The sequence below is a fragment of the Streptomyces sp. A0592 genome (assembly GCF_004795115.1).
In the GTDB taxonomy this organism is placed as follows: domain Bacteria; phylum Actinomycetota; class Actinomycetes; order Streptomycetales; family Streptomycetaceae; genus Streptomyces; species Streptomyces erythrochromogenes.
The window spans coordinates 164,195-188,492 of the sequence record NZ_SSBM01000014.1 but is presented as its reverse complement, the minus strand read 5'-3'; the positions used below and the strand labels follow the sequence as shown (position 1 = coordinate 188,492).

The following is a 24,298-nucleotide window of genomic DNA, read 5'->3' as shown; positions in this document are numbered from 1 at the left end:
CTTCAACCGGCTCAAGCAGTGGCGCGGCATCGCGACCAGGTACGACAAGACCGCCCAGTCCTACCAAGCAGCCGTCACCCTCGCGTCGCTCCTGATGTGGGCGTGACACTTTGACGACAACTCCTAGTGCCGCCGCGCCATCACGGCGTGCGGGGCGGCCCGGCCGGCCGGGCCCCGCGCGGGCTCCCACTCGCGGCGCGGCCGCGCCGCGGGTGCCGGCAGCCGGGACAGGTTGGCGCTGACCATCGCCGCCGTACGCACCGCGGCCTCACCCAGCAGGGCGACCTGCCTGCCGTCCAGCGAGGTCGCCGCCACGGCGGCCACCACCTGCCCCGCCTCGGAGAACACCGGCGCCGCCACGCACGACAGCGCGCTCACGCAACTTCCGTACTGGAAGGCCATGCCCTGCTCCCTCGCCCGCGCCGCCTCCCGCGACCACGCGGCCCGCGACCACCCCTGTGGCGGGCCCGCCTCGGGAGCCGACGCCGTCAGGATCAGCTCGGCCGCGCTCCCGGGCGGCAGGACCACACCGGGATACAGCGCGAACACGTCGTCCACCTCGCTGCGCGTGCTCCCGACCACGAGGGCGTGCCCCGCCTCGGGCACCGACAGACTGACACTCGACCTGCCACCCCCGACAGCCGCGAGTTCACGCAACGGCCGCGCCGAAGCGGCCCGCAGCGCCCGCGCCGGATGCCACGCCTGCCCCAGCCGGAACGTCCTCGGGCCCAGCCGGTAGCGGCCCGAAACGCTCTGTACCGCGCCGAGCGCGACCAGCTGCCCGAGCAGCCGGTGCGCCGTGGCCTTCGGCAGTTCGGCGTCCGCAGCCAGCCTGGTCAGGCCGACCTCGTCGCCCTGCGCGAGCACCTCCATCAGTGCGAACGCGCCCTCCAGTACTCCCCGCCCCTCAGTGCCGGATCTGGCCATGAGCGGATCCCCCTTTCGTACGGGCGCCATCGGTCGGATGGTGCCCGTAACTCCCCGTTCGTCCCGGCTCATCAGCAAGAACGGTGGTGCCGCCTTCCGCTTCCGCCGGTCCGTTGAACGGACCCGATCATTGCCCGCAACACCGCTATCGCGCCAGGGTGTTGTCACCCAGGGACGAGCGGACCGGCCCCTCACGGGGCAGGGAACACCCGTCCGCCAGGAGCGACAAAAGGAGGATCCGATGAGCGCGATCAAGACCAGCGCCAAGCAGTTCAAGTACGTCATGGGCGCCATGACGGCCGTCTTCTTCGGTTCTTGTTCTGCCAGCTGACGCAGATTCGGGGGGTGGGGGCGGCATGCCGCCCCCACCCCTTTTCCTGACGCCTTAGGGAGGCACGAGTGCTGGAGACCGGTGTCCGGCAGGTCCGGGTGGCGATGGCCATGGTGTTCGGCCGGAAGCTGAACGTACGGGCCGTGGAGCGGCTGGTCGCCGACGCCCTCGCCACGCTCGAGGAGTTCGGCTCGCTCGGCGACGACGTCGACGAACTGGCCGACGGACCGTTCGCCGACCCGGACGAGCGGCGCGACCTGCAGAACCGCGCGCTCCAGCGGACCGTGCGCAGACTCGCCGAGCGCTCGCCCTTCTACCGGGAGCGGCTCGCCGGCATCGACCTCGGCGGGCTGACCACCGAGACGCTCACCCGGATCCCGGTGACCCGCAAGGCCGACCTGATCGCGCGGCCCGCCGACTTCCTGTGCAGCACCCCCTACCTCGCGACCCAGACGACCGGCACCACCGGCCGTCCCGTGCAGATGTGGCTCTCCCGCTACGAGATGGAGCTGTGGCCGGCGCTGATCGCCCTCTCCGTGGTGCTGCGCGGCGACATCCGCCCCGGCGACCGGATGCAGATCAACCTCAGCTCCCGGGCGACGGCCGCCGTACAGGAGGACGTCGAGGTCTGCCGACTGGTCAACGCCTCCTGCCACGTGGTCGGCCAGGTCCCGCCCGAGGAGTCCGTCGAGCACCTGCTCGGCGGCAACGGCACCCGCCCCACCCTGCTCACCGGCAACCCCAGCTACCTGGCCCGGATGCTCACCGCGGCCCGCCGGCGCGGATACGGGCCGGACGACTTCGGCCTCCGGGCGATCTACGCGGGCGGCGAGATCGTGTCGCCGGCCTTCGTCCGGGCGCTGCGCGAGACCTTCGGCGCCGAGACCATCGGCGACAACTTCGGTATGACCGAACTGCTGCCGGTCGGCGGCCGCACCTGCAGCCGCCACCACCTCCACATCGACCCCAACATGGGCTACACCGAGGTGCTCGACCTGGACACGGGCGAGCCCGTGTCCCCCGGACAGCTCGGGGAACTGACCGTCACGCCGTACTACCCCTACCGGGAGTGCATGCCGGTGCTGCGCTACAACACCGGCGACGTGGTGCGCACCCTGGAGGGCGAGCCGGACTGCGAACTGGCCGCCGTACCCGCCGTATCGCAGATCCTCGGCAAGGCGGGCACCCTGCTGCGCACCGCCGCTTCGGTCGTCACGCCGCGCGACCTCGTGGAGGCCCTCGACGGCACCCCGGGCATGCCGTGGCCGCTGCGCCACCGGGCCGAGGTGGGCGCCGACGGCCGCCTCCACGTGGAGGTCGCCTCGCGGACCGCGACCCCGGCCGAGGTGACGGATCGGCTGCTGGCCCGCGGCATCGACGCGCGCGTCACCGTCCTGCCGCTGGACGACGAGGACGCCGCGCGCCGCTTCCCCCTCCGCTGTGACCTGTTGGAGCACACCTTCACCCGGAGCCACGCATGACGGTCTTCTTCCAGCTCGCGGTCACCGCGGCCCTCGCACTCGCGGTCGTCGGCGGCACCATCGCGTACTTCCGCGCCGTCCGCACCGCGAGGCCGCCCGTCGGCGTCTTCAACGGCCGCGACATCTTCATGATGATGGGCTTCGTCCTCGCGCTGCCGTACGTCTACCTGGCGCTGCCGGGCGTCGTCCTCCCGTGCATGCTCGCCCTGGTCTTCGCAGGCGGGCTGTCCGTGGGCTACCAGCCCCTCGTCGGCAACGGCCGGCTGCGCTGGGCGCTGATCACCGCGCTGATCGCGAGCGTGCTCGTCGCACACCTGGCCTTCGGCGAGACCGCCCCGCCGTACTGGGTGGCGAACAGCTGCGTCGTCGGCCTGGTCGTCGTCTCCGCCACGAACCTCAACGTCCAGGGCGGCATGCGGCTGAAGAACGTGGCGTGGTTCCTGCTCGCCCTCGCCGCCTACGACGCCTTCTTCGCCTGGGTCGTCCCGCTGACCCAGGAGCTCGCCGACGCCGTCCAGGGCTACCCGTACGCCCCGGCCGCGGGCCTGCGCATCGGCGAGGACCTCGGCGCCGTCGTCGGCATGGGCGACCTGCTGGCCTACGCCCTCTTCACGACCACCGCCTACAAGGCGTACGGGAAGCCGGGGCTGCGGACCGGGATCGCGCTGGTGGTGCTCTTCGGGGCGGTCACGCCCGTGGCGGCGCTGCACCTGATCGCGGCGGCCACCGGCGACGCCCCCGGGATCATCCCCGCCCAGGTGTTCTTCGGCCCGGCGGCCTTCGTCGCCTACCAGGTCCTGCGGCGCCGCGGGCCGGAGCGCCGGATGGCCGACATCGTCTTCCGCCGGGACCACGCGGACGTCGCGCGGCAGTCCCCGGTACGCGCCGAGGCCCGCCCGGTGGCCTGAGCGGGCACGACCGGGCGCGGGAGCGGGACGCTACCCGCGCCAGATCTTCTCGTACGCCTCCTGGTAGCCCCGGGGGTCCCAGGACGTGGCCCCGCCGCTGTTGTCGGCCGTGACGACGTGCACGGGGGCGACGTAGCCGCTGGCGGGCCGGCCGGCGAAGGCGCGGTTGAACTCGTCGGCGATCTGCCAGCCCTGCTGGGAGAGCGGCTCCGGAACGGTGGCGGCCTGGTACTGCCTGCTGTTGATGCGCTGGAAGGCGGACGGATCGCCGTCGCCGGCACCGATGTTGGCGGGCGGTCCGCCACCGGGCCTCCCCGCGGCCCGCAGGGCCGGGGCGGCGTCGGCGAAGTAGAGGTCGTTGATGGCGACCGAGTGGGTCCACTTCCTGCCGAAGCGGGACAGCAGCGAGGAGACCTCCTGCGGGGTGCGCCGGCTGGCGTCCGGGATCGGGATGTTCTCGTACGCCAGGAGCCGCACGCCGGGGCAGGCGGCGAGCCGCTGCTTGATCAGGTCGGCCTTCGTCCGGGCGAAGGGGATCGAGTCGTCGGTGAAGAGGACGACGCCGGCTCCGCCGCCGGACCGGGCGATGACCCAGTCCGCACTGATCCTCGCCACGTCCTGCACCTTCGTGGTGATGTTGGTGAAGAGCGGAGGGTTCGTGCTGGGCCCGGGGGAGTCGACCGCGTGCCAGCCGACGAGCGGGATGTCCGCGGCCCTGGCCCGGGCCACCTGCTGCGAGGTCAGCCGCGGGTCGAACCCGCCGATGACGATGCCCGAGGGCCTGAGGGTGACGGCCTGGCTCAGTGCCGCCTGGATCCCGGCCGGGCTGCCCTCCCCGTCGATCACCCGGACCTGCCAGCCGATGGCCTTGGCGGCCTGCTGGAGACCCTGCGCGACTCCCGCGACACCCGGATTGGTCATGGTCTGCGCGACGTAGACGATGCTCTTGCCGGGGACCGCGGCGGGGCCGGTGGTCGGGCCGGTCCACGAGCTGTCGGTGCTCTCGGCCTTCCGAACGTCGGCCCGGGCCTGTTCGAGAACGGCCGGGCAGCCGGCCGCCGACGGCCCGGTGGGGCCGGCTGTACCGCCGCCGCATCCGGCGACGGCAGCGGCGGCCGCCGAGAGCAGGGCTGCGGCCGCGAGGGCGGTCTTGCGGTGGGGGTACACGGTGCTCCTGACGCTCTGTGCGCTGCGAGGTGGTCTCAGGGGGCGTCCTGCCGGCCGTGCCGGGCCCGATCGGGCCCTCCGGTCACGCCGGCGCCGGCGCGCAGCCGGCGGCGGGCGGAGTAGCCGGCCAGGCCGACCGCGATGAGCAGGGTGGCGCCGTTGAACAGGGGGGTCGCCCAGAACTGCGCGCCGAGCTGGCCGATCCCGGCGAGTCCCACGGCGAGGACGGTCACGGCGACGAGGGTGCCCAGGGCGTTGGCGCGGCCCGGTCTGATCGCGGTGGAACCGAGGAGGGCGCCGACGAAGGCGGGCAGCAGGTAGTCCAGGCCGACGCTCGGGTTGCCGATCTGCTGCTGGGCCGCGAGGAGGACCCCGGCGAAACCGACGATCATGCCCGATGCGGCGAAGGCGGCGACGGAGCAGTGGTGGGTGGGGATGCCGAGGATCGCGGCGGCCCGGGGGTTGGAGCCGATGACGTACAGGTACCGGCCGAGCGGCAGCCGTTCCAGCAGCACCCAGAGGGCGGCGACGAGAGCGAGCACGTAGAAGGCGGGCAGCGGCAGGCCGAGGAACGTGGAGTCGTACAGGGCGGTGAAGGCGCCCGGGAGGCCTTCGGGTCCCGGCACGATGCGGCTGCCGCCGGTGATCCAGCCGGTGGCCGCGTACATGATGCTGCCGGTGCCGAGCGTCGCGATGAGCGAGTCGATGCGCGCGAACTCGACGATGATCCCGTTCACGACGCCGGCCAGCGCCCCGCCGACGACGACCGTGACGCAGGCGAGCTGCCAGGGCCAGAGTTCGTCGACGATCAGGTGCATCACCATGACGTGCGCCAGCCCCAGGCCGTAGCCGATGGACAGGTCGAACCGGCCGGCCGCGATGGGGACCGTCACGCCGAGCGCGAGGATGGCGGGGATCGACTGGTTGGACAGGATCGAGGAGACGTTGTCCATCGTCGGGAAGGTGTCCGGCAGGACGAGGGAGAAGACCAGGAAGAGCAGGACCGTGAGGGTCAGCAGGCCGTAGGTGCCGATGAAGTGGGCGCGCCGGCCGGTCACCGGCCCGCACCGTTTCCGGTGATCGCGGGCAGGGCCGAGGCGGTGCGCGTGAGCTCGGTGACGTTCAGGGCGCCGCCCGCCAGCTCGGCCGCCACCGTCCCCCGGCCGAAGACCAGCGCGCGGTGGCAGAGGTCCGCGACCTCCTCGAAATCGGTGGAGATGAGGAGGACCGCGAGGCCGGCCCCGACCGCTTCGTCGAGGATCCGGTGGATCGCCGCCTTGGCTCCGACGTCCACGCTGGCGGTCGGCTCCTCCAGGATCAGCAGGCGCAGGTTCCCCCGCAGCCACCGGCCGACGACCACCTTCTGCTGGTTGCCGCCGGACAGGGTGGCGATGGGCACCTCGCTGTCGCGGGGGTGCACCGAGAACCGCTCGATCAGGGCGCGGGCCTCGGCGCGTTCGCGCCGGGGGCCGGTCCAGCGCCACCCGGGCACACCGGCGGCCCGCGGGTTGGCCAGGAAGTTCTCCCGGACGCTCAGATCGGCGGCGCAGCCCTCCTCCTGACGGTTGCCGGCCACGAGGCCGACGCCGGAGCGGAGGGCCGCGGCGACCGTGTGCGGCCGGTACGGGCGGCCGTCCAGCAGTGCCCGGCCGCCGGTGAGCGGCAGTGCGCCGGCGAGGGCGCGGCCCAGGTGCATGTGGCCGGCGCCGGTCAGGCCCACCATGCCGAGGATCTCGCCCTCGCGCAGGTCCAGGGTGACGGGCCGGGTGCGGGCGGTCGACACGCCGTCGAGGCTCAGGACGGCCGGACGGCCGTCCGCGGAAGCCGCCTCGGCCGGGGGTGCGGACGTGGCGGCGGCCGCGGGGACGGGCCTGCGGCGGGCCGGTTCGTGGCCCACGATGTCGCGCACCAGGCGGTCGGGGGCGTACGGGGCGAGGGGGCCGTGGCTGACGAGGCGGCCGTCGCGCAGGACGGCGAAGGTGTCCGCGACCTCGTACACCTCGTCGAGCCGGTGGCTGACGTAGAGGATGCCGTGCCCGCGGTCGCGCAGGGCGTGCAGCACGTCGAAGAGCCGGGCGCAGTCGGCGGCGGGGAGGGTGGCGGTCGGCTCGTCCAGGACGAACAGCCCGGCCCGTTTCGCCAGCGCGCGGGCGATGGCCACGAGGGACCGCTCGGCGGGGGCGAGGTCGGCGATCCGGGCGTCGGCGTCGAGGTGCCCGGCGACGATCCGCAGGGCCTCGTCGCAGCGCTCCCGGGTCCGCCGCCACGAGATCAGGCCGCGGTGCAGGGGGTAGCCGGTGCCCAGGGCGATGTTCTCGGCGACCGTCATCCACTCGACGAGGCCGAGGTCCTGGTGGATGAAGGACATGTGGCGCAGGGCGGCCTCGGAGGGGAAGGGGTGTCCGGCCACCGTCACCTCGCCCGCGTCGGCGTGGTGGACCCCGGCGAGCACTTTGATGAGGGTGGACTTGCCGGCCCCGTTCGGCCCCAGGAGCGCGAGGACGCTGCCGCCGTGGATGTCCAGTCCGACCGAGTCCAGGGCGAGGGTGCCGCCGAACCGTTTGCAGAGGCCGCGGATCCGGACGAGGGGTTCTCCGTCGGGGCGCGGTGGCGGGCTCATCGAGGTGACGGGAGTGTCATGCACGGACTTCTCCGGGGCCGCCTGGGGGAGGTGCTGCTGCGATGCGGAACAGTCTGGATGCTACTTGGACTTATCTCTCAATGTCTGACATTCCGGGTCACGCCGCGTCCAGGGCGCACTCGGCCCAGATGACCTTCCCGTGAGCGGTGTACCGGGCGCCCCAGGCCTGGGAGAGCTGCGCGACGAGGAACAGGCCGCGTCCTCCCTCGTCCGTGGTGGCGGCCCGCCGCAGGTGCGGGGCGGTGTTGCTGCCGTCGGAGACCTCGCAGATCAGGGCGCGGTGGTGGTCGTGGATCAGTCGTACCTGAATGGGCTCGCTGCCGTACCGGACCGCGTTCGTGACGAGTTCGCTGAGCATCAGCTCGGCGGCGAAGGCGAGTTCGTCCAGCCCCCACTCGGCGAGCTGCCGGGTGGCGGCGCCCCGGATGTCGGAGACGAGGGACGGGTCCGGGGGGAGGTCCCACGTGGCGATCCGGTCGGCGGGCACGGTACGGGTGCGGGCGACGAGCAGCGCGATGTCGTCATCGGGGTGCTCGGGCGCCACGGCCTCGATGACGGCCCGGCAGGTGTCCTGAGGTTCCCGGTCCGGGTGGGCGAGCGCGTGGCGCAGCTGGTCGAGCGAGACGTCGATGTCGCGGTGGCGGCCGTCGACGAGGCCGTCGGTGTAGAGGACCAGCGTGCTGTGCTCGGGGAGCCGGACCTCGGCGGTCTCGAAGGGCAGGCCGCCCAGGCCCAGGGGCGGTCCGGCGGGCAGGTCGGGGAAGGACACGCTGCCGTCGGGGTGGACCAGCGCGGGCGGGGGGTGGCCGGCGCGGGCCATCGTGCACACCTGCGACGTGGGGTCGTAGACGGCGTACAGGCAGGTCGCGCCGACGATGCCGTCGCTGCCGGTGGCGCTCGCGTCCTCCTCCTCCCGGTCCAGGCGCACCAGCAGGTTGTCCAGGTGGGTGAGCAGCTCGTCCGGGGCCAGTTCCAGCTCGGCGAAGTTGCGTGCGGCGATGCGCAGCCGGCCCATCGTGGCGGCCGCGTGCAGCCCGTGCCCGACGACGTCTCCCACCAGCAGGGCGACGCGGGTGCCCGAGAGGGGGATGACGTCGAACCAGTCGCCGCCCACCCCGGACTCGGCGGGCTGGTAGTGGTGGGCGACCTCCACGGCGCCCTGCTCCGGGAGGCCGCGCGGGAGCAGGCTGCGCTGCAGGGCCAGGGCCAGGGTGTGCTCGCGGGTGTAGCGGCGGGCGTTGTCGATGCAGAGCGCGGCGCGGGCCGCGAGTTCCTGGGCCAGCCGGCTGTCGTCCTCCCCGAAGGGGGCGGGGTCCTGCGCGCGGTAGAAGGTGGCGATGCCGAGCAGTACGCCGCGGGCGAGCAGGGGGACGCAGATCATGGAGTGCACGTCGTGGGCCAGGATTCCCCGGGCGTGTTCGAGGCCCGGGAGCATCCAGGCCGGGGTGGTGGCCTGGAGGTCGGTCTCCAGCACGGCGGGCTCGCCCTCGAGGCAGCGCATGTGGGGGGTGCCGGGGTCCAGTCGCACCTGGTGGCCGACCGGGTAGAAGGGGCAGTCGTCGCGGATGCCGTGGACGGCCGTGCGGTGCAGGTCGGCCTGCGGGTCGGCGGCCTCCTCGCCCCGCAGCACGGCCCCGGGCAGGTCGACGGTGACGTAGTCGGCCAGGCGCGGCACGGCCGTCTCGGCGAGTTCCCAGGCGGTGCGGCTCACGTCCAGGGTGGTGCCGATCCGGGTGCTCGCCTCGGCGAGCAGCTCCAGGCGGCGTCGCGCGGCGACGGCGTACTTGCCCACCTCGGGCTCGCCCACCAGTACCAGGCCCCGGACCGTGTCGGGGGCTCCGGCCCCGGCGTCGCGCGGGGAGCCGCCGCCCGGACCGGACGCTGCCGCAGGGCCGGTGGCAGCTCGGCCCGCGGCGGAGGTGTCGGCGAGGTGCCAGGGCAGTGATTCGGCGCGCTCCGTGGCGGCGAGGGCCAGGGCGCCGAGGGCGGAGGCGGTGGGCTTCGAGGCGGCGAGGTGGTGAGCGGGCGGGGAGTCCCCGGTGAGCACGGCCTCGACGACCACGCCCTCCACGCCCGAGAGGCTCGTGACCGGGCTGCTCAGGAGGGTGACCCCCCGGCCGTGGGACAGCGACACCTCGACCGCGGCCCGCTGCGGGTTGCAGATCAGCTCGGTCGCCTTCGCCTTGAGGACCATCTGGTCCTGCAGGTCGAGTCCGCCGTCGGTGAGCTCGTCCAGGCCGATCAGCTGACCGTCGTCGGCGGACTCCCCGGCGCGGGCGCGGAGCCTGGCGTCCAGGTAGGTCCGCAGCAGGGCGCGCTCGCGCTCCGAGCTCTGCTCCATGAGCCGCCGCTCGATGGACTCGGCCGCCCGGCGGACCAGGACGGGCAGGGCCGGGTCCTCGTAGCTGCGCGGATAGCCGAAGCAGAGGACGCCGATGACGTGGCCGCTGAACTGGTCGCGGATCGGGGTCGCGGAGCAGGCGTTCGACTGGGACCGCTCGGCGAAGTGCTCGGCGCCGTAGACCTGGCACAGCCGCCGCTCGGCGAGCGCGAGCCCGATGCCGTTGGTGCCCGCGTAGCGCTCGGCGAAGACGAATCCGGGGACGCTCTGGATGGGCGCCAGCCGGCCGGCCAGGGCGGGCTCGCCGAACCGGCGCTGCAGCACCGTGCCGTTGCCGTCGGCGAGGGAGATGTTCATCTGGCTGCCCGAGAACCTGCTCTGGAGCTGGTCGAGGACGGGCACGGCCGCCCGGACGAGCCTGCTGTCGGGATCGAAGTCCTCCGTGTAGGGGAGGTCCGTCTGCTCCGGCGAGAGCCCCAGCATCCGGCTGCGCATCCACGAGTTCAGGATGGGGCCGCGGACGCTGCCCTCGACCGACTCGCCCAGCAGGAACCGCTCACGGGAGCGTACGGGGCTGATCTGGCCTCCCGTGACCCCCATCTGCACCACTTCCCCTTGCCGTGCTGCCTGCGAGCGCCTTCCGAGTATATTCCTCCGCTTTTGAATCAATATGGCCGAAAGAGGCAGTTCTTGCAGTGTTGCCCCTGCATCACAGGATCGCGACCGGGTTGACCGGCGAGCCCGTCCCGCCGGGCACCCTGAGGGGCGATACGACGATCATGAACTCGTGGCGCCGTGCCTCGGCGCAGGCGGCGGAGAGGGCCTCCAGGTCCAGGTTGTCCAGCAGCGGCACCCCCATCGCGGCGACGGCCAGCGCGTGGACGGGGGAGTGCACTCCCTCGACCGGCGAGGGGCGTACGTCGCTGTCCCCGTCGCCGCCGAGCAGCGCGATCGCCCGCTCGGCCAGCAGCGGCACGGCATCGACGTGGAGGCCAGCGCACGCCGCGTCGGCGTCCCACGGACCCAGCTCCCGGCGCCTGCGGAAGCGGCCGGAGCGCAGCAGCACCGCGCAGCCCTCGTCGATCGTCACCCCGAGCGCACGCTCCGCATCGAGGACGTCCCGCGCGCGGACCGCGTGGCCGGGCTCCAGCCAGTCCCTCCCGAGGACGGCCGGCAGGTCGAGGAGCACGCCCTTGGTGACGAGGGGGCCGAGGGCCTCCACCGATCCGAAGCGCGCGCCCCCGGCGTCGACGGACTCCCGTGCCGGGCGGCCGTCGTAGAGCCGGCCCCGGTAAGCGACGTGGGACAGCGCGTCGAGGTGGCTCACGCCCTTGCCGTGGTAGTCGGCCGCGAGGAAGTCCTTGTGCGTGGCGGGCTCCGGGGCCTCCACGTCACCGAGGTCGGACATGTAGTGCAGGGCCGGCCTGCTGTTGTCCGGTCCGGCACGGGTGTTCCACGGCAGGCCCAGCTGCACCGTCGTGCCGGACCGCACCAGGGCGGCGGCCCGCCGGACGTGGTCCCCGGTGACCCGGTTCCAGGCGCCGCGGTCGGCCTCGGGCCAACGGCCCCAGGTGCTCACCGCGGCGAAGACGGAGTCGAACTCCGCACGCGACACCGCGGGCCCGCCGCCGGCCGCGTCCGCCGGGCCGGCGGGGTCCTCGTCCCCGGGGCTGCCGCTCACCGGCTGCTCACCTGTCGCTCACCTGTCGCTCACCTCTCGCTCCTCGTGCCGCTCGTGCTCCTGCTCCCCGTGTGCGCACGCAAGCACATGCCCGCAGGGTGGCCGGGCCACGCCGACGATGCCCCAGACGTCGGCCGTACGGAGGCGCGGCCGGCCGCGGACGGCTGCGGCCGGCGGCGAGTGGCGGTGACGAGCCCCGGCGGCGCAGTCTGTAAGCATGCGGGTGCTCAACCGCGCTCCTCCTGGACCGGGAAGCGGCGGCCACCACCAGGTCCTCTTCGTCCTCGCGAAATGCGTGCCCTTCGCGATCGCGCTCCTGGTGCTGGCCATCGAGTTCACGCCCGCACACGTCCTCTACACCGGGCCCTTCCTGGTCGCCACGCCGGCACTGGCCGCCGTGACGATGGGCCCCGTGGGCACCCTCGCCGCGGCGGGCCTGGCCGTGGCCGTGAGCGTGACCACGGCCACCTACAACCAGGCGTGGGGCAGTCAGCAGGTCTACAGCAACTTCCTCGCCCTCTTCCTGGTGTCGCTGGCCAGCGTGATGACCAGCCGCATGGCCCGCGCCCGCAGCGCGAGCGAGCTGAGCCAGGTCCGGCGGATCGCCTCCGCCGCGCAGAAGGTCCTGCTGCGGCCCGTTCCCGAGCGGCTGGGCCCGCTGCGCGCGGCCAGCCTGTACGTGGCGGCCGAGAAGGGCGCGCAGATCGGCGGGGACCTCTACGAGGCCATGGAGACCCGGTACGGGATCCGGATGATCGTGGGGGACGTCCGGGGCAAGGGCCTGCCCGCCGTACGCACGGCCGCGGCCGTGCTCGGCGCCTTCCGCGAGGCCGTGTACTACGAGGAGGACCTCGTGGACGTCATCAGGCACTGCGAGGCGGCCATGCGCCGGGACGCCGCCGTGCCGGGCGCCGTCGACGAGGAGGCGCTCGTGGAGGGATTCGTCACCGCGGTGGTGGCCCAGGTGCCCGACGGGCACGTGGTCGAGGTGGTCAACCGCGGCCACCCGCCGCCGCTGCTGCTGCGCGACGGCAAGGTCCAGCCCCTGATGCCCAGCAGTCCGCTGCCGCCGCTCGGCCTGGGCGAGTTCATCGTCGGCCCGCCCGGCACCAGGGACAGCTACCCCTTCCTGCCCGGAGACCGCCTGCTGCTCCACACCGACGGCGTCAACGAGGCCCGCGACAGCGCGAACGCCTTCTTCGCCCTGCCGGAGGCCATGGAGGCGATGCCCGACCGCGGGCCCCGGGAGTTCCTGGACCGGCTGTGCCAGGCGCTGGTCCGCCACACCGGTGACCGGCTGGCGGACGACGTCGCGATGATCCTGGCCGACCGGCGCGACGAGACGGGGGGGCCGGTCCGATGACCCGCGTGCAGTGGCTCCTGGTCCGCGGCGAACGCGGCAACCCCGCGACGCGCCTGGACGACCGGCGCCCGGACGGCGCGACCTGGTCCTGGGGCAACGAGGCACGGCCGCTGGTCCACGGGGCCACGTACTTCGCCGAGCTGCTGGAGGCCGCCGACGCGATGCGCGCGGGCGACCTGCTGCTGTTCACCGACTGGCGCGGGGACCCCGACGAGCGGCTCGACGGGCCCGGCACCGAGATCGGCACGGTCCTGTGCCGGGCGGCCGAGCGGGGCGTCGTGGTCAAGGGCCTGCTGTGGCGCTCCCACCTGGACAGCCTCCACTTCAGCCAGGAGGAGAACCTCCGCTTCGGCGAGGAGCTCGCCCGGGCCGGCGGCGAATGCCTGCTCGACATGCGGGTCCGGCCCGGCGGCTCCCACCACCAGAAGCTGGTGGTGCTGCGCCACCCGGGCCGCCCCGAGCGCGACGTCGCGTACGTCGGCGGCATCGACCTCTGCCACAACCGCAACGACGACGCCCGCCACCGGGGCGACCGCCAGTCCCTGCCCCTGGCCGCCGCCTACGGGCCGCACCCGCCGTGGCACGACGTCCAGCTCGCCCTGCGCGGACCGGTCGTCGGCGATGTCGAGGCCGTCTTCCGCGAGCGCTGGGAGGACCCGGCGCCGCTCAGCCGCAGCCCCCGCACCCGGCTGCGCGAGCTGATGCACCGCGAGGACGTCAGCGCGGACCCGCTGCCGCCGCAGACCCCCGATCCGGCGCCCTGCGGCACCCACACCGTCCAGCTGCTGCGGACCTACCCGAACCGCCTGCTGCTCGGCTACCCCTTCGCCCCCGACGGTGAGCGCAGCATCGCCCGCGGCTACCTCAAGTCGCTGCGGCGGGCCCGGGCGCTGATCTACCTGGAGGACCAGTACCTGTGGTCGCCGCGGGTGGTGGCCGGCTTCGCCGAGGCGCTGCGCAGGCAGCCGGGGCTGCGGATGATCGGCGTCGTCCCCACCTTCCCGGACCAGGACGGACGGCTCACGCTGCCGATGAACCTGATCGGGCGGATCAACGCCCTGGCCGAGCTGCGCCGGGCCGGCGGCGACCGGGTCGCCGTGTACGGCCTGGAGAACCACGCCGGAACCCCCGTCTACGTCCATGCCAAGGTGTGCGTGATCGACGACGTGTGGGCGTCCATCGGATCGGACAACATCAACCTCCGCTCGTGGACCCACGACTCCGAACTCGGCTGCGCCGTCCACGACGAGAGCCCGGACCCGCGCGCTCCGCGCGACCCGGGAGGCCTGGGGGACGGTGCCCGCGTCTTCGCCCGGGAGCTGCGCCTGGAGCTCATGCGCGAGCACCTGGACCTCGCGGACCCGGCCCCGGACCCGGACCCGGCCCCGGACCCGGACGCGGACACCGGCACGGGAACGGGCACGGAAACGCTCGCGGACGGTGCCGGCGCGCGGTCCGCGGAGCTGGCCCTGTGCGACCCCGTGGAGGCCTTCGAGGCCTTCCGGGCGGCCGCCGCCGCGCTCGACGCCTGGCACGAGGGCGGCTGCCGGGGCCCCCGCCCGCCGGGGCGGCTGCGCGGCTACGCCCCTCCGGACCTGCCCGCCCGGCAGCGGCTGCCGGCCCGGCTGCTGGCCCGCGTCCTGGTCGACCCCGACGGCCGCCCGATGGGGCTGAGGATGCGCAGGAGGTTCTGAGCAGGGCCGCGTACCGGGGTGAACCGGGCTGAACCTGGGCGACGTGCCCGTGGGCGGGTACCCCTTAAGCGGTCAATGAGTAGTGGGGTTAGCATATGAGCGCCGCCTAGCTCGAAAGATAAAGCCTGTGACTGTCAACGAGGACTCGTTCACCAACTGGAACCACCGCGAGGAGATCGCGGAGGCGATGATCCCGATCATCGGGAAGCTGCACCGGGAGCGGGATGTCAACATCCTGCTCCACAGCCGCTCCCTGGTGAACAAATCGGTGGTCAGCATCCTCAAGACCCACCGCTTCGCCCGGCAGATCGACGGCGAGGAGCTGTCGGTCACCGAGACCATGCCGTTCCTGCAGGCGCTCACCGCGCTCGACCTCGGTCCCTCGCAGATCGACCTCGGCATGCTCGCCGCCACCTACAAGGCCGACGCGCACGGCCTGTCGGTCGAGGAGTTCACCGCCCAGGCCGTCGCCGGTGCCACGGGCGAGAACAAGCTGGAGCGCAGCGAGGGCCGCGACGTCGTCCTGTACGGCTTCGGCCGCATCGGCCGCCTGGTCGCCCGCCTGCTCATCGAGAAGGCCGGCTCCGGCAAGGGCCTGCGCCTGCGGGCCGTCGTCGTCCGCGGCGGCGGCGACCAGGACCTGGTCAAGCGTGCCTCGCTGCTGCGCCGCGACTCGATCCACGGCCAGTTCCAGGGCACGATCACCGTGGACGAGGCCAACAGCACCATCGTGGCCAACGGCAACGCGATCAAGGTGATCTACGCCAACGACCCCTCCGAGGTCGACTACACGGCGTACGGCATCAAGGACGCCATCCTCATCGACAACACGGGCAAGTGGCGCGACCGCGAGGGCCTGTCCAAGCACCTGCGCCCCGGCATCGACAAGGTCGTCCTGACCGCCCCGGGCAAGGGCGACGTCCCGAACATCGTGCACGGCGTCAACCATGACACCGTAAAGCCGGACGAGCGGATCCTGTCCTGCGCGTCCTGCACCACCAACGCCATCGTCCCGCCGCTGAAGGCCATGGACGACGAGTACGGTGTCCTGCGCGGCCACGTCGAGACCGTCCACTCGTTCACGAACGACCAGAACCTGCTGGACAACTACCACAAGGCCGACCGCCGCGGCCGCAGCGCGCCGCTGAACATGGTCATCACCGAGACCGGCGCCGCCTCCGCCGTCGCGAAGGCGCTGCCCGACCTCAAGGCGCCCATCACCGGCAGCTCGATCCGCGTCCCCGTCCCGGACGTCTCGATCGCCATCCTCAGCCTGCGCCTGGGCCGTGAGACCACTCGTGAGGAAGTCCTCGACCACCTGCGCGAGGTCTCGCTGAACTCGCCGCTGAAGCGCCAGATCGACTTCACCACGGCCCCCGACGCCGTCTCCATGGACTTCGTCGGCTCGCGCCACGCGTCCATCGTCGACGCCGGCGCCACCAAGGTCGACGGCGACAACGCGATCCTCTACCTCTGGTACGACAACGAGTTCGGCTACTCGTGCCAGGTCATCCGCGTCGTCCAGCACGTCTCCGGCGTGGAGTACCCGACCTACCCGGTTCCGGCGGTCTGATCCCGCCAGACCCGCGTCGACACCGCCGCCCCGCCGCTCCGCGCCGCGGGGCGGCGGTGTTCGCGCCCCCCGTGTGAGCCGGCGCGTGTGAGCCCGCGCGTGTGAGAGCCCGCGTTCACGCGTCCGCGCGCACCGGCCGCCGCAGCAGGTAGACGGCCGCGGCCCCGACCAGGGCGGCCATGCACGCGATGAACACGAGCCCCGCGCCCTCCAGGCCGACCGGTTCCACGAGCAGTCCCACGCCGATCACGGGTACGGAGATGCCCGCGTAGGCGACGACGAACAGCGTCGAGACCACGGCCGCGCGCCGGTCCGGCGGGGAGGCCCCGGCCACCGCCGACAGCGCCCCGCGGAACGCCAGCCCCTGTCCGACCCCGCCGACCAGCGCGCTCGCCACCACCAGCGCCAGCAGGTCCCACACCAGGGCGCCCGCGAGCAGGGCCAGCCCGGCCAGCAGCCCCGCGCAGCCCAGTGGCAGCGACCGCTCCACCCCGACCCGGCCCACCGCGAGCTGCCCGGCCGTCGAGGCGAAGAAGGCGAGCGCGACGACCAGCCCGCTCACGGCCCGGTTGTGCACGTCGAGGGAGTCTGCGAGGAAGGCCGGGCTGACCGAGGTGAACACCCCGAACAGCGCGAACCCCACGAACGCGGCGATCGCCGCGGGCCCGAACACCGACCGCACCTGCGGGGGTACGCCGGGCCGCTGCGGCCGTACGGTGCTCAGCGGCCGCCGCTCCCGCACCGTCTCGTCCAGGCCCAGCAGGACGGCGGCCGAGACGGCCACGAGGAACAGGTGCACGGCGAACGGCAGGTACAGCGGCCAGGGGGCGTACTGCGCGAGCACACCGGCGAGCAGTGGCCCGCAGCCGAGCCCGCCCATGTTTGCGGCCGTCGCCACGAACGTGGCCCGGGAGGCCCCGCCGGGCGGCGCCAGTTCCATCACGTAGACCGTCGCGGCCCCGGTGAACAGCCCGGCGGACAGCCCCGACAGCAGCCGCCCCGCGTACAGCCAGCCCATCGCGGTGGCGCACAGGAAGCAGACGGCGCTGGCCGCGGAGAAGCCCAGGCCGGCCAGCAGCACCGGCCGTCGGCCCACGGCGTCCGAGGCGTTGCCCGCCAGCAGCAGCACGCCGATGACCCCGAAGGCGTACACGGCGTACACGACGGTCACCACCAGCTCGGAGAACCCGAACTTCTCCTGGTACAGGCCGTAGAGCGGGGTCGGCAGCGTGGTGCCGGCCATGCACACGGCGAACACCGCCCCGCTGAGCAAGCACTGGCGCCACCCTCGGCGATCACCGTCCATGCCGCCGACGGTAACCCGGGCGCCGCGGCCCCGCAGGACGGTCAGGGGCGGCCCGCGTGGAGTTCCAGCGGGCCGGCGCCACTGGCCCGGGCTTCGAGGCATGCGGTGATCTGGCGCCGCAGGGCTCCCTTGACCAGGGTGGGGAGTTCGCCGGAAGGGACGGTGCGCCATTGGAGGAGCTCGGCCGGGTCCAGCCGGATCCGGGCCAGGGTCGGGGCGTCGAGGACGCCGCCGTCGTAGAGGAAGCGGATGCGGGCCGGACGGCCGGGCTTGTGCGACCAGTTCACGGCGAGCAGGCGGCCCGGGGCCAGGTCGAGGCCGAGCTCCTCGTGGACCTCCCGGCGGGCGGCGGCGCGCGGGATCTCGCCGAGGTCGCTGTCGATGCCGCCGCCCGGCAGGTTCCAGCGGTCGGTGCGGCCGTACGCGGGCTGCACCAGCAGGATCCGGCCGCCGGCGTCGGTGAACAGCACGCTCGCCGCGGTCAGGGCCTTCGGCCGGCTGGCCCGGTGACTGGCGGCGTCGAGGGCGCCCGCGTGCTCCAGGGCCGCGCGCCGGGCCGGATCCAGGCCGGCCGGCGAGCCGGGCTGGGGGACGCCGTCGACCAGGTGGGCGAAGGAGGCGGTGTGCAGGGCGGCCAGCCCGGCGCGCAGCCGGGGCGCGACACGGGCGGGCAGGACCGCGCAGGCCTCCTCCGGCCGCAGCCAGCGCGCCCCGCGGAGTGCCGCGGCCCGCTCGGGCGGGAGCGGTCCGACGAGGTGGACGTGCACGATCAGGGAGCGGCCGGGCGGGCCGGGCGGCCGCGAGTCCACGGCCAGCAGCCGGCCGACCGGCACGCCGAGGTCCAGCTCCTCGCGCAGCGCGCGGGCCAGCCCCTGCTCCGGCGTCTCGGTGTCCTCGACCGTGCCGCCCGGCAGCTCCGGATCGGCCTGGTACGAGGTGGTCAGTACGAGGACCCGCCCGCGGGTGTCCAGGACGATCCCGGTGGCGGCCACGAGCGGCGCCGGCCGGCCGGCATCGTACGCACGCACCGCGTCGGGGGAGGAACGGTCGGGCACGGTTGGGCTCCTGGGGCTCGGGTCGTCGGCAGGAGCACTATGCCGGGCGTGCGGCGGCCGCCCGCCACCGACATGCGGCGGCCCCGGCCGGCGGGACCCGGCCCGGGGCCGGTTGCCCCCGCGGGTTGGGGGCTCTGGCGCGTCGGGCGGGGTTAGGCGCGGGCCAGGAGGAGGCCGCCCATCGTGACCATGGTCGCCGCCACCAGTCCGTCCATGACCCGCCAGGCCGAGGGGCGGGCCAGTAGGCCGCTGAGCAGCCGGGCCCCGTAGCCCAGGCTGGTGAACCAGGTGAGGCTGGCCAGGCCCGCACCGATGCCGAAGGCCCAGCGCAGGTCGCCGCGGTCCGCGGCCAGCGAGCCGACGAGCAGCACGGTGTCCAGGTAGACGTGCGGGTTGAGCCAGGTCATGGCCAGGCAGGTCAGCACGGCCCGGCGGGCGGACCCGGAGGCGGATCCCTCCGCGGTGAGGGCCGCGCCGGGGGTGGGCCGCAGCACCCGGCGGGCGGCGAGGACTCCGTAGCAGACGAGGAAGGCGCCCCCGGCCAGTCCCACCGCGGTCAGCGCGGCCGGCCAGGCGGTGACGAAGGCTCCGACGCCGGCGACGCCGAGGGCGATGAGGAGCGCGTCCGAGAGCGCGCAGATGGCGACCACGGCGAGGACCGCGTGGCGGCGCGCGCCCTGACGGAGGACGAAGGCGTTCTGCGCGCCGATGGCGACGATGAGGGAGAGTCCGGTGCCGAAGCCGGCCAGGGCCGCGGTGATGGTGCCGTGTGTCATGGCTCCGACCGTAGGCAGCGGACAGCTTTCAGTACAGCTAAAGATTTTTACGTACCATTAGCACTCGTGATGGATGAGCTTCCCCTGGACCAGGTGCGCACGCTGCTCGCCGTGGTGGACGAGGGCACCTTCGACGCGGCGGCCGCCGCCCTGCACGTGACGCCCTCGGCGGTCAGCCAGCGGGTCAAGGCCCTCGAACAGCGCACCGGGCGGGTGCTCCTGATGCGGACGAAGCCGGTGCGGGCCACGGAGTCCGGGGAAGTGGTGGTCCGCTTCGCCCGGCAGCTGGCCCGGCTGGAGCGGGACGCGCGGGCCGAGCTCGGGATGGCCGACGGGAGGGGCCCGGTCCGGCTGCCGATCGCGGTGAACGCGGACTCCCTCGCGACGTGGTTCCTGCCCGCGCTCACCCGGGTGCCCCAGGATCCGCCGGTCTGCATCGAGCTGCGCCGTGAGGACGAGGCGCACACGACGGCGCTGCTGCGCGAGGGGCAGGTGATGGCCGCGGTGACCTCCTCCCCGGACCCGGTGGCCGGGTGCAGCGTACGGATGCTGGGCCTGGCCCGGTACCTGCCGACGGCGAGCCCCGCGTTCGCCGCCCGGCATCTGACGGGCACCCCCGAGCGGGACCTGCGGGAGGCGCCGACGATCGTCTTCGACCGCAAGGACGACCTCCAGGACGTCTTCGTCCGGTCGCTGACCGGGGACGCGGCGGCCGGCGCGGGGCGGGTGCGGCACCACGTGCCCACGTCGGAGGGGTTCCGCGACGCGGTCGTCGCCGGGCTGGGGTGGGGGCTCGTCCCCGAGCAGCAGGCGGGCCCGCTCGTGCGCAGGGGGGAGTTGGTGCTGGTGGTGCCCCGGCGGCCGCTGGACGTACCGCTGTACTGGCAGCAGTGGAAGCTGGACTCGCCGGCCCTGTCGATGGTGGCGGACGTGGTCGCGGCGGCGGCCGCGGAGGCGCTGCGCAGCCCTTCGGCGTGAGCGCCGGGCACACCGCATAGGCTTGCCGACCATGGAGTCCTACACGATCGGCCAGGCGGCCCGGCTGCTCGGCGTCAGCGTCGACACGGCCCGCCGCTGGGCGGACGCCGAACGTTTCCCCACCCGCCGCGAGGGCACCCGCAGGATGGTGGACGGGCCGGACCTGGCCGCGTTCTGCGTGGAGGCCGCACAGGAGGGTGCCGAGGGCGAGGAGGCCGCGTACACCTCGGCGCGCAACGCCTTCCCGGGCATCGTCACCGGGGTCAAGCTCGGTACCGTCGACGCGCAGGTGGAGATCCAGGCAGGCCCGCACCGCATCGTGTCGCTGCTGACGCGGGAGGCGGTGGAGGAACTCGGCCTGGAGGTGGGCGCGCGGGCCACGGCACGCGTGAAGTCGACCAGCGTGTTCATCGACCGGGTCTGAACCGCCGCCCGAGGAGGCGGCGGGCGGGGCGGCGGGCGCCGGCCGGGTGGTGCGCCCGGGCGGGGGCCGACCGGCAGCGATGGCAGACTGGCCGCTGATCCGCCGAAGGGGAGTCACACCGTTGTCCATGTTCAGCAACCTGCGCCGGGCCGTGCGCCGCGGCTACCGGCGGGCCGTCGACCTCAGTCACCCCGCCCGCTCCCCGCTCGGCAGCTCCGTGGTCAACTGCCTCATCTACCGGGACGGCGTCCGGCAGGAGGACTGCGCGGAGGTCGAGGAGGCGCTGCGGCGGGTCCGCAAGACGGGCGGCGGCTTCGTCTGGATCGGCCTGCACGAGCCGGCGCAGTCCGAGCTCGCCGGGCTCGCGGAGCTGTTCGGCCTGCACCCGCTGGCCGTCGAGGACGCCGTGAACGCGCACCAGCGGCCCAAGGTGGAGCGCTACGGCGACACGCTGTTCTCGGTCTTCAAGACAGTGCGCTACGTGGAGCACGAGGAGCTGACCGCGACCAGCGAGGTGGTGGAGACCGGCGAGCTGATGGCCTTCACCGGCCAGGACTTCGTCATCACCATCCGCCACGGCGGCCGCGGCACCCTCGGGCCGGTGCGCGAGGAGCTGGAGGCCGCCCCCGACCAGCTGCTCAGGGGGCCCGCGGCGGTCCTGCACGCGATGGCCGACCACGTGGTCGACGACTACGTGGCCGTCACGGACGCCGTGCAGAACGACATCGACGCCGTGGAGACCGCGGTGTTCAGTGAGAACGGCGGGCGCGGCGACGCCGGCCGGATCTACCAGCTCAAGCGCGAACTCCTGGAGCTGCGGCGGGCGGTGGCCCCGCTGAGCCGGCCGCTGCAGCAGCTGGCCACGCAGCCGATACCGTTCATCCCGCCGGAGATCCGCGCGTACTTCAGGGACGTGGCCGACCACGTGACCCGGGCCACCGAGCAGATCGGCGCCTACGACAACCTCCTGGACTCCATCCTCCAGGCCCACCTCGCGCAGGTGACGGTCGCCCAGAACGAGGACATGCGCAAGATCACGGCGTGGGCGGCCATCGTGGCCGTCCCCACGATGGTCTGCGGTGTCTACGGCATGAACTTCGACCACATGCCGGAACTGCACTGGACGTACGGCTACCCCCTCGTCCTCGGCGTCATGGCCCTCGCCTGCTTCGTCATCCACCGCGGCTTCCGCCGCAACGGCTGGCTCTGAGGTGCCCCGAGGCTTACGTCCCGCGGCCGCCGCGGCCGTTGTCATCGCCCTGTCGCTCGTGGGATGCGGGTGCGACAGGGCCGCCCCAGACAAGGGAACCGCTGCCGACGGTGCCTCCTTCACCCCGCTGACGCGGCTGGCAGGGATCCATGTCGACGGCGGCCTCCCGGCCGACGTCGCCGGCCCCGCCACGATCCTTTCCGAGGTCCGGTACGGGCGCAGCCGCCTGATCGCCTACGTGACCGGCGACTCGTGCGGAATCCTGGCCACGCCCGCGGCGGACCCGGAGGCGGGTCCGATCCGGCTGGTCTCGAAGTGGCCCGCCGGCAGCGAGGGGAGCAGCCGCCATCCGGCGGGCCCCTACAACAGCGCCTCCGCCGCAGGTCCGCACGGCTGGGCCTCCCTCCTCTGCGGCCGCAACGCCATGGTGATCGAGTACGACCCGGGTGGAGACGGCGGCGTCCCCGTCCAGGCCAGGGGCGAGACGGGCGTCACGCCGGTCGGCGACCGCCCCGCCGTCTCGCGGGTCGTCGTCGGCGGCACCGAGGCGCGCAGGAGGATCGGGGACCGCGTGGGGTCCGGTCCGTGACGGGTGATCAACCGGCGGCGGACGGGGCGGGCAGCGGGCCGCAGGAGGTGCTCGGTCTGTGCGCGGCCTGGCTGATGGCGATCAACTGCTCATGCTCGCGCACGCCTTCGAGGCGATGGGGATGAACCGGGTCTGGATCCACGGCACCGCCGTGGACAGCGTCACGCGGCCCGAATGGACGGACGTGAAGCGGCAGCTGATGGGCCGTCGTGCCGCACGGGGCTGACCGGTCGGAGGGATTCCCGGGTGGTGCGCGGGTCTTGAGGCGCCCTCAAATCTGGTAGTAAAGTTTCCTAACGAAGCCAGGACGCCTCAACCCCCCCATGGAGGCCTTGTGTTCGCCCCCCACCGCACGATGCTGGCCGCCGGAGCACTGCTCGGCAGCGCGCTCCTCGCCGTACCCGTCGCCGCCCACGCGACCGCCGCCCCCGATCCCGCGGCGCAGTCCGCGGCGACGGTGGCGGCGGCCGCCGTAGGGCTTGACGACCCGGCGAAGAAGGAGATCGCCATGAAGATCGTCTCCAGCGCGGAGAACTCCTCGCTGGACTGGAAGGCGCAGTACAAGTACATAGAGGACATAGGTGATGGCCGCGGCTACACCGCCGGCATCATCGGATTCTGTTCCGGCACCGGCGACATGCTCGACCTCGTCGAGTACTACACACAGGTCAAGCCGGGCAATGTCCTCGCCAAGTACCTGCCGGCCCTGCGCAGCGTCGACGGCAGCGACTCGCACGCCGGACTCGACCCGAACTTCACCAGGGACTGGGCGAAGGCCGCCCAGGACGCCGAGTTCCGCAAGGCCCAGGACCACGAGCGCGACCGGGTCTACTTCAACCCGTCCGTCAAGCAGGGCAAGTCGGACGGGGTCGGCGTACTCGGCCAGTTCATCTACTACGACGCCATCGTCATGCACGGTGACGGCACCGACTCCACCAGCTTCCGCAATATTCGCAAGCGCGCCCTGTCGAAGGCCAAGCCCCCGTCCCAGGGCGGCAACGAGACGACCTGGCTCAACGCCTTCCTCGACGCCCGGGTCTGGGCCATGAAGCAGGAGGAGGCCCACAGCGACACCAGCCGCGTCGACACCGCCCAGCGGGTCTTCCTCCGGAAGGGCAACCTGAACCTCGACCCCCCGCTCGACTGGAAGGTCTACGGCGACTCCTTCCACATCGGCTGACGGCCTCCGCGGCCCCGGGCATCCGCCCCTTCCCGGCGCCCGGGGCCCGGTGTCGCAGTGCGGTAACGATGTGGGTAACGATCGAGGCGAGTGCCGGGGCGTCAAGTAGGCCTGCGAGTGGGACGTTTCGGACGTCACCGGACACGACGCCACTCCTGTGTCGCCCGGTCGCACGTTCGGTGCCGGAAATCCTGCGATCCGGCCGATTTGGCACCGCGACAACTGGCTTGACCGCGACGTAAGGGGGGCATAAGTTCTGCCCCGGCTTGCTCCAGCAGGACGGGCCGAACCAACCGTCCTCTGGGGGGACCCGTGAACTACTACCTCGACGTTCTGAAGAAGTACGCCGACTTCTCCGGCCGCGCGCGCCGCCAGGAGTACTGGATGTACACCCTCTTCCAGATCATCGCGATCGTCATCGTCTCGATCCTGGACGCGGTCATCGGCACGTCCCCGTGGCTGTACGCGCTCTACGCGCTCGGCACCTTCCTCCCGAGCCTGGCCGTGGGCGTGCGCCGTCTGCACGACCTGGGCAAGTCCGGCTGGTGGCTGCTCATCTCCCTCGTGCCGCTCGTCGGCGGCATCTGGCTGCTGGTCCTGCTGGCCTCGGCCGGTCAGCAGCAGCCGAACCAGTACGGCCCGGACCCGAAGGTCCTCGCCGCCTGATCAGGCG

21 protein-coding genes and 1 pseudogene are annotated in these 24,298 nt (G+C 73.4%); 13 read left to right on the top strand and 9 right to left on the bottom strand.

The genetic code is table 11. The features are described from left to right. A pseudogene (locus tag E6U81_RS21520) lies at positions 1-106 on the top strand (IS5/IS1182 family transposase); the annotation flags it as partial. A 17-nt stretch (positions 107-123) separates the two neighbouring features. Here the strand turns inward: E6U81_RS21520 and E6U81_RS21515 are convergent. Continuing rightward, complete coding sequence (locus tag E6U81_RS21515) at positions 124-927, bottom strand: helix-turn-helix domain-containing protein (RefSeq protein WP_136231720.1); 804 nt, start codon at positions 925-927, stop codon at positions 124-126. 399 nt (positions 928-1,326) lie between these two features. Here E6U81_RS21515 and E6U81_RS21510 point away from each other — a divergent pair, with 399 nt between their 5' ends. Continuing rightward, on the top strand, positions 1,327-2,739 hold the full coding sequence (locus tag E6U81_RS21510; protein ID WP_136231719.1) for an AMP-binding protein: 1,413 nt from the start codon (positions 1,327-1,329) through the stop codon (positions 2,737-2,739). Further along, the gene (locus E6U81_RS21505) at positions 2,736-3,647 is read left to right on the top strand and encodes a hypothetical protein (protein ID WP_136231718.1); all 912 of its coding nucleotides are present in this window, start codon (positions 2,736-2,738) and stop codon (positions 3,645-3,647) included. Before E6U81_RS21510 ends, E6U81_RS21505 begins: the two co-directional genes overlap by 4 nt. A gap of 30 nt (positions 3,648-3,677) precedes the next feature. Here the strand turns inward: E6U81_RS21505 and E6U81_RS21500 are convergent, their stop codons facing one another. The 5 genes from E6U81_RS21500 to E6U81_RS21480 form a co-directional block, all read right to left on the bottom strand. Next, entirely contained in the window at positions 3,678-4,814 is a 1,137-nt protein-coding gene (locus tag E6U81_RS21500; protein WP_136231717.1) for a substrate-binding domain-containing protein, read from the bottom strand. Positions 4,815-4,849: 35 nt separating this feature from the next. Continuing rightward, a complete protein-coding gene (locus tag E6U81_RS21495) occupies positions 4,850-5,872 on the bottom strand; it encodes an ABC transporter permease (RefSeq protein WP_136231716.1) in 1,023 nt (340 codons plus the stop codon). Beyond that, a complete protein-coding gene (locus E6U81_RS21490) occupies positions 5,869-7,434 on the bottom strand; it encodes a sugar ABC transporter ATP-binding protein (protein ID WP_136231743.1) in 1,566 nt (521 codons plus the stop codon). Before E6U81_RS21490 ends, E6U81_RS21495 begins: the two co-directional genes overlap by 4 nt. A gap of 118 nt (positions 7,435-7,552) precedes the next feature. Beyond that, the gene (locus E6U81_RS21485; protein WP_136231715.1) at positions 7,553-10,396 is read right to left on the bottom strand and encodes a SpoIIE family protein phosphatase; all 2,844 of its coding nucleotides are present in this window, start codon (positions 10,394-10,396) and stop codon (positions 7,553-7,555) included. Positions 10,397-10,505: 109 nt separating this feature from the next. After that, entirely contained in the window at positions 10,506-11,477 is a 972-nt protein-coding gene (locus E6U81_RS21480) for a cyclase family protein (RefSeq protein WP_136231714.1), read from the bottom strand. A gap of 217 nt (positions 11,478-11,694) precedes the next feature. Here E6U81_RS21480 and E6U81_RS21475 point away from each other — a divergent pair, with 217 nt between their 5' ends. From E6U81_RS21475 to E6U81_RS21465, 3 genes are all read left to right on the top strand, one after another. Beyond that, the gene (locus E6U81_RS21475) at positions 11,695-12,840 is read left to right on the top strand and encodes a PP2C family protein-serine/threonine phosphatase (RefSeq protein ID WP_136231713.1); all 1,146 of its coding nucleotides are present in this window, start codon (positions 11,695-11,697) and stop codon (positions 12,838-12,840) included. After that, the gene (locus E6U81_RS21470; protein WP_136231712.1) at positions 12,837-14,534 is read left to right on the top strand and encodes a phospholipase D-like domain-containing protein; all 1,698 of its coding nucleotides are present in this window, start codon (positions 12,837-12,839) and stop codon (positions 14,532-14,534) included. Before E6U81_RS21475 ends, E6U81_RS21470 begins: the two co-directional genes overlap by 4 nt. Positions 14,535-14,661: 127 nt before the next feature. Further along, positions 14,662-16,107 carry a glyceraldehyde-3-phosphate dehydrogenase gene (locus tag E6U81_RS21465; RefSeq protein ID WP_136231711.1) on the top strand — a complete coding sequence of 482 codons (1,446 nt, stop codon included), beginning with the start codon at positions 14,662-14,664 and terminating at the stop codon, positions 16,105-16,107. A 115-nt stretch (positions 16,108-16,222) separates the two neighbouring features. Here the strand turns inward: E6U81_RS21465 and E6U81_RS21460 are convergent, their stop codons facing one another. The 3 genes from E6U81_RS21460 to E6U81_RS21450 form a co-directional block, all read right to left on the bottom strand. Beyond that, positions 16,223-17,413, bottom strand: coding sequence for an MFS transporter (locus E6U81_RS21460; RefSeq protein ID WP_136231710.1), 1,191 nt, complete (start codon positions 17,411-17,413; stop codon positions 16,223-16,225). Between the two features lie 41 nt (positions 17,414-17,454). Next, entirely contained in the window at positions 17,455-18,468 is a 1,014-nt protein-coding gene (locus E6U81_RS41955; RefSeq protein WP_136231709.1) for an NUDIX hydrolase, read from the bottom strand. Between the two features lie 152 nt (positions 18,469-18,620). Beyond that, a complete protein-coding gene (locus E6U81_RS21450; RefSeq protein WP_136231708.1) occupies positions 18,621-19,244 on the bottom strand; it encodes a LysE/ArgO family amino acid transporter in 624 nt (207 codons plus the stop codon). Between the two features lie 69 nt (positions 19,245-19,313). Here E6U81_RS21450 and E6U81_RS21445 point away from each other — a divergent pair, with 69 nt between their 5' ends. From E6U81_RS21445 to E6U81_RS21420, 7 genes are all read left to right on the top strand, one after another. Then, positions 19,314-20,222, top strand: coding sequence for a LysR family transcriptional regulator ArgP (locus tag E6U81_RS21445; RefSeq protein ID WP_136231707.1), 909 nt, complete (start codon positions 19,314-19,316; stop codon positions 20,220-20,222). Between the two features lie 31 nt (positions 20,223-20,253). Next, on the top strand, positions 20,254-20,646 hold the full coding sequence (locus E6U81_RS21440) for a TOBE domain-containing protein (protein ID WP_031157723.1): 393 nt from the start codon (positions 20,254-20,256) through the stop codon (positions 20,644-20,646). A gap of 127 nt (positions 20,647-20,773) precedes the next feature. Next, positions 20,774-21,856, top strand: a complete 1,083-nt coding sequence (gene corA, locus E6U81_RS21435) for a magnesium/cobalt transporter CorA (RefSeq protein WP_136231706.1) — start codon at positions 20,774-20,776, stop codon at positions 21,854-21,856. 1 nt (position 21,857) lies between these two features. Next, the gene (locus tag E6U81_RS21430) at positions 21,858-22,445 is read left to right on the top strand and encodes a hypothetical protein (RefSeq protein WP_136231705.1); all 588 of its coding nucleotides are present in this window, start codon (positions 21,858-21,860) and stop codon (positions 22,443-22,445) included. A 58-nt stretch (positions 22,446-22,503) separates the two neighbouring features. After that, on the top strand, positions 22,504-22,671 hold the full coding sequence (locus E6U81_RS39945) for a hypothetical protein (RefSeq protein WP_168714699.1): 168 nt from the start codon (positions 22,504-22,506) through the stop codon (positions 22,669-22,671). Positions 22,672-22,800: 129 nt separating this feature from the next. Next, positions 22,801-23,625 (top strand): chitosanase, encoded by an 825-nt coding sequence (locus E6U81_RS21425; RefSeq protein WP_136231742.1) that lies wholly within the window; start codon positions 22,801-22,803, stop codon positions 23,623-23,625. Positions 23,626-23,937: 312 nt separating this feature from the next. After that, positions 23,938-24,291, top strand: coding sequence for a DUF805 domain-containing protein (locus E6U81_RS21420; protein ID WP_136231704.1), 354 nt, complete (start codon positions 23,938-23,940; stop codon positions 24,289-24,291). Positions 24,292-24,298: the final 7 nt, after the last annotated feature.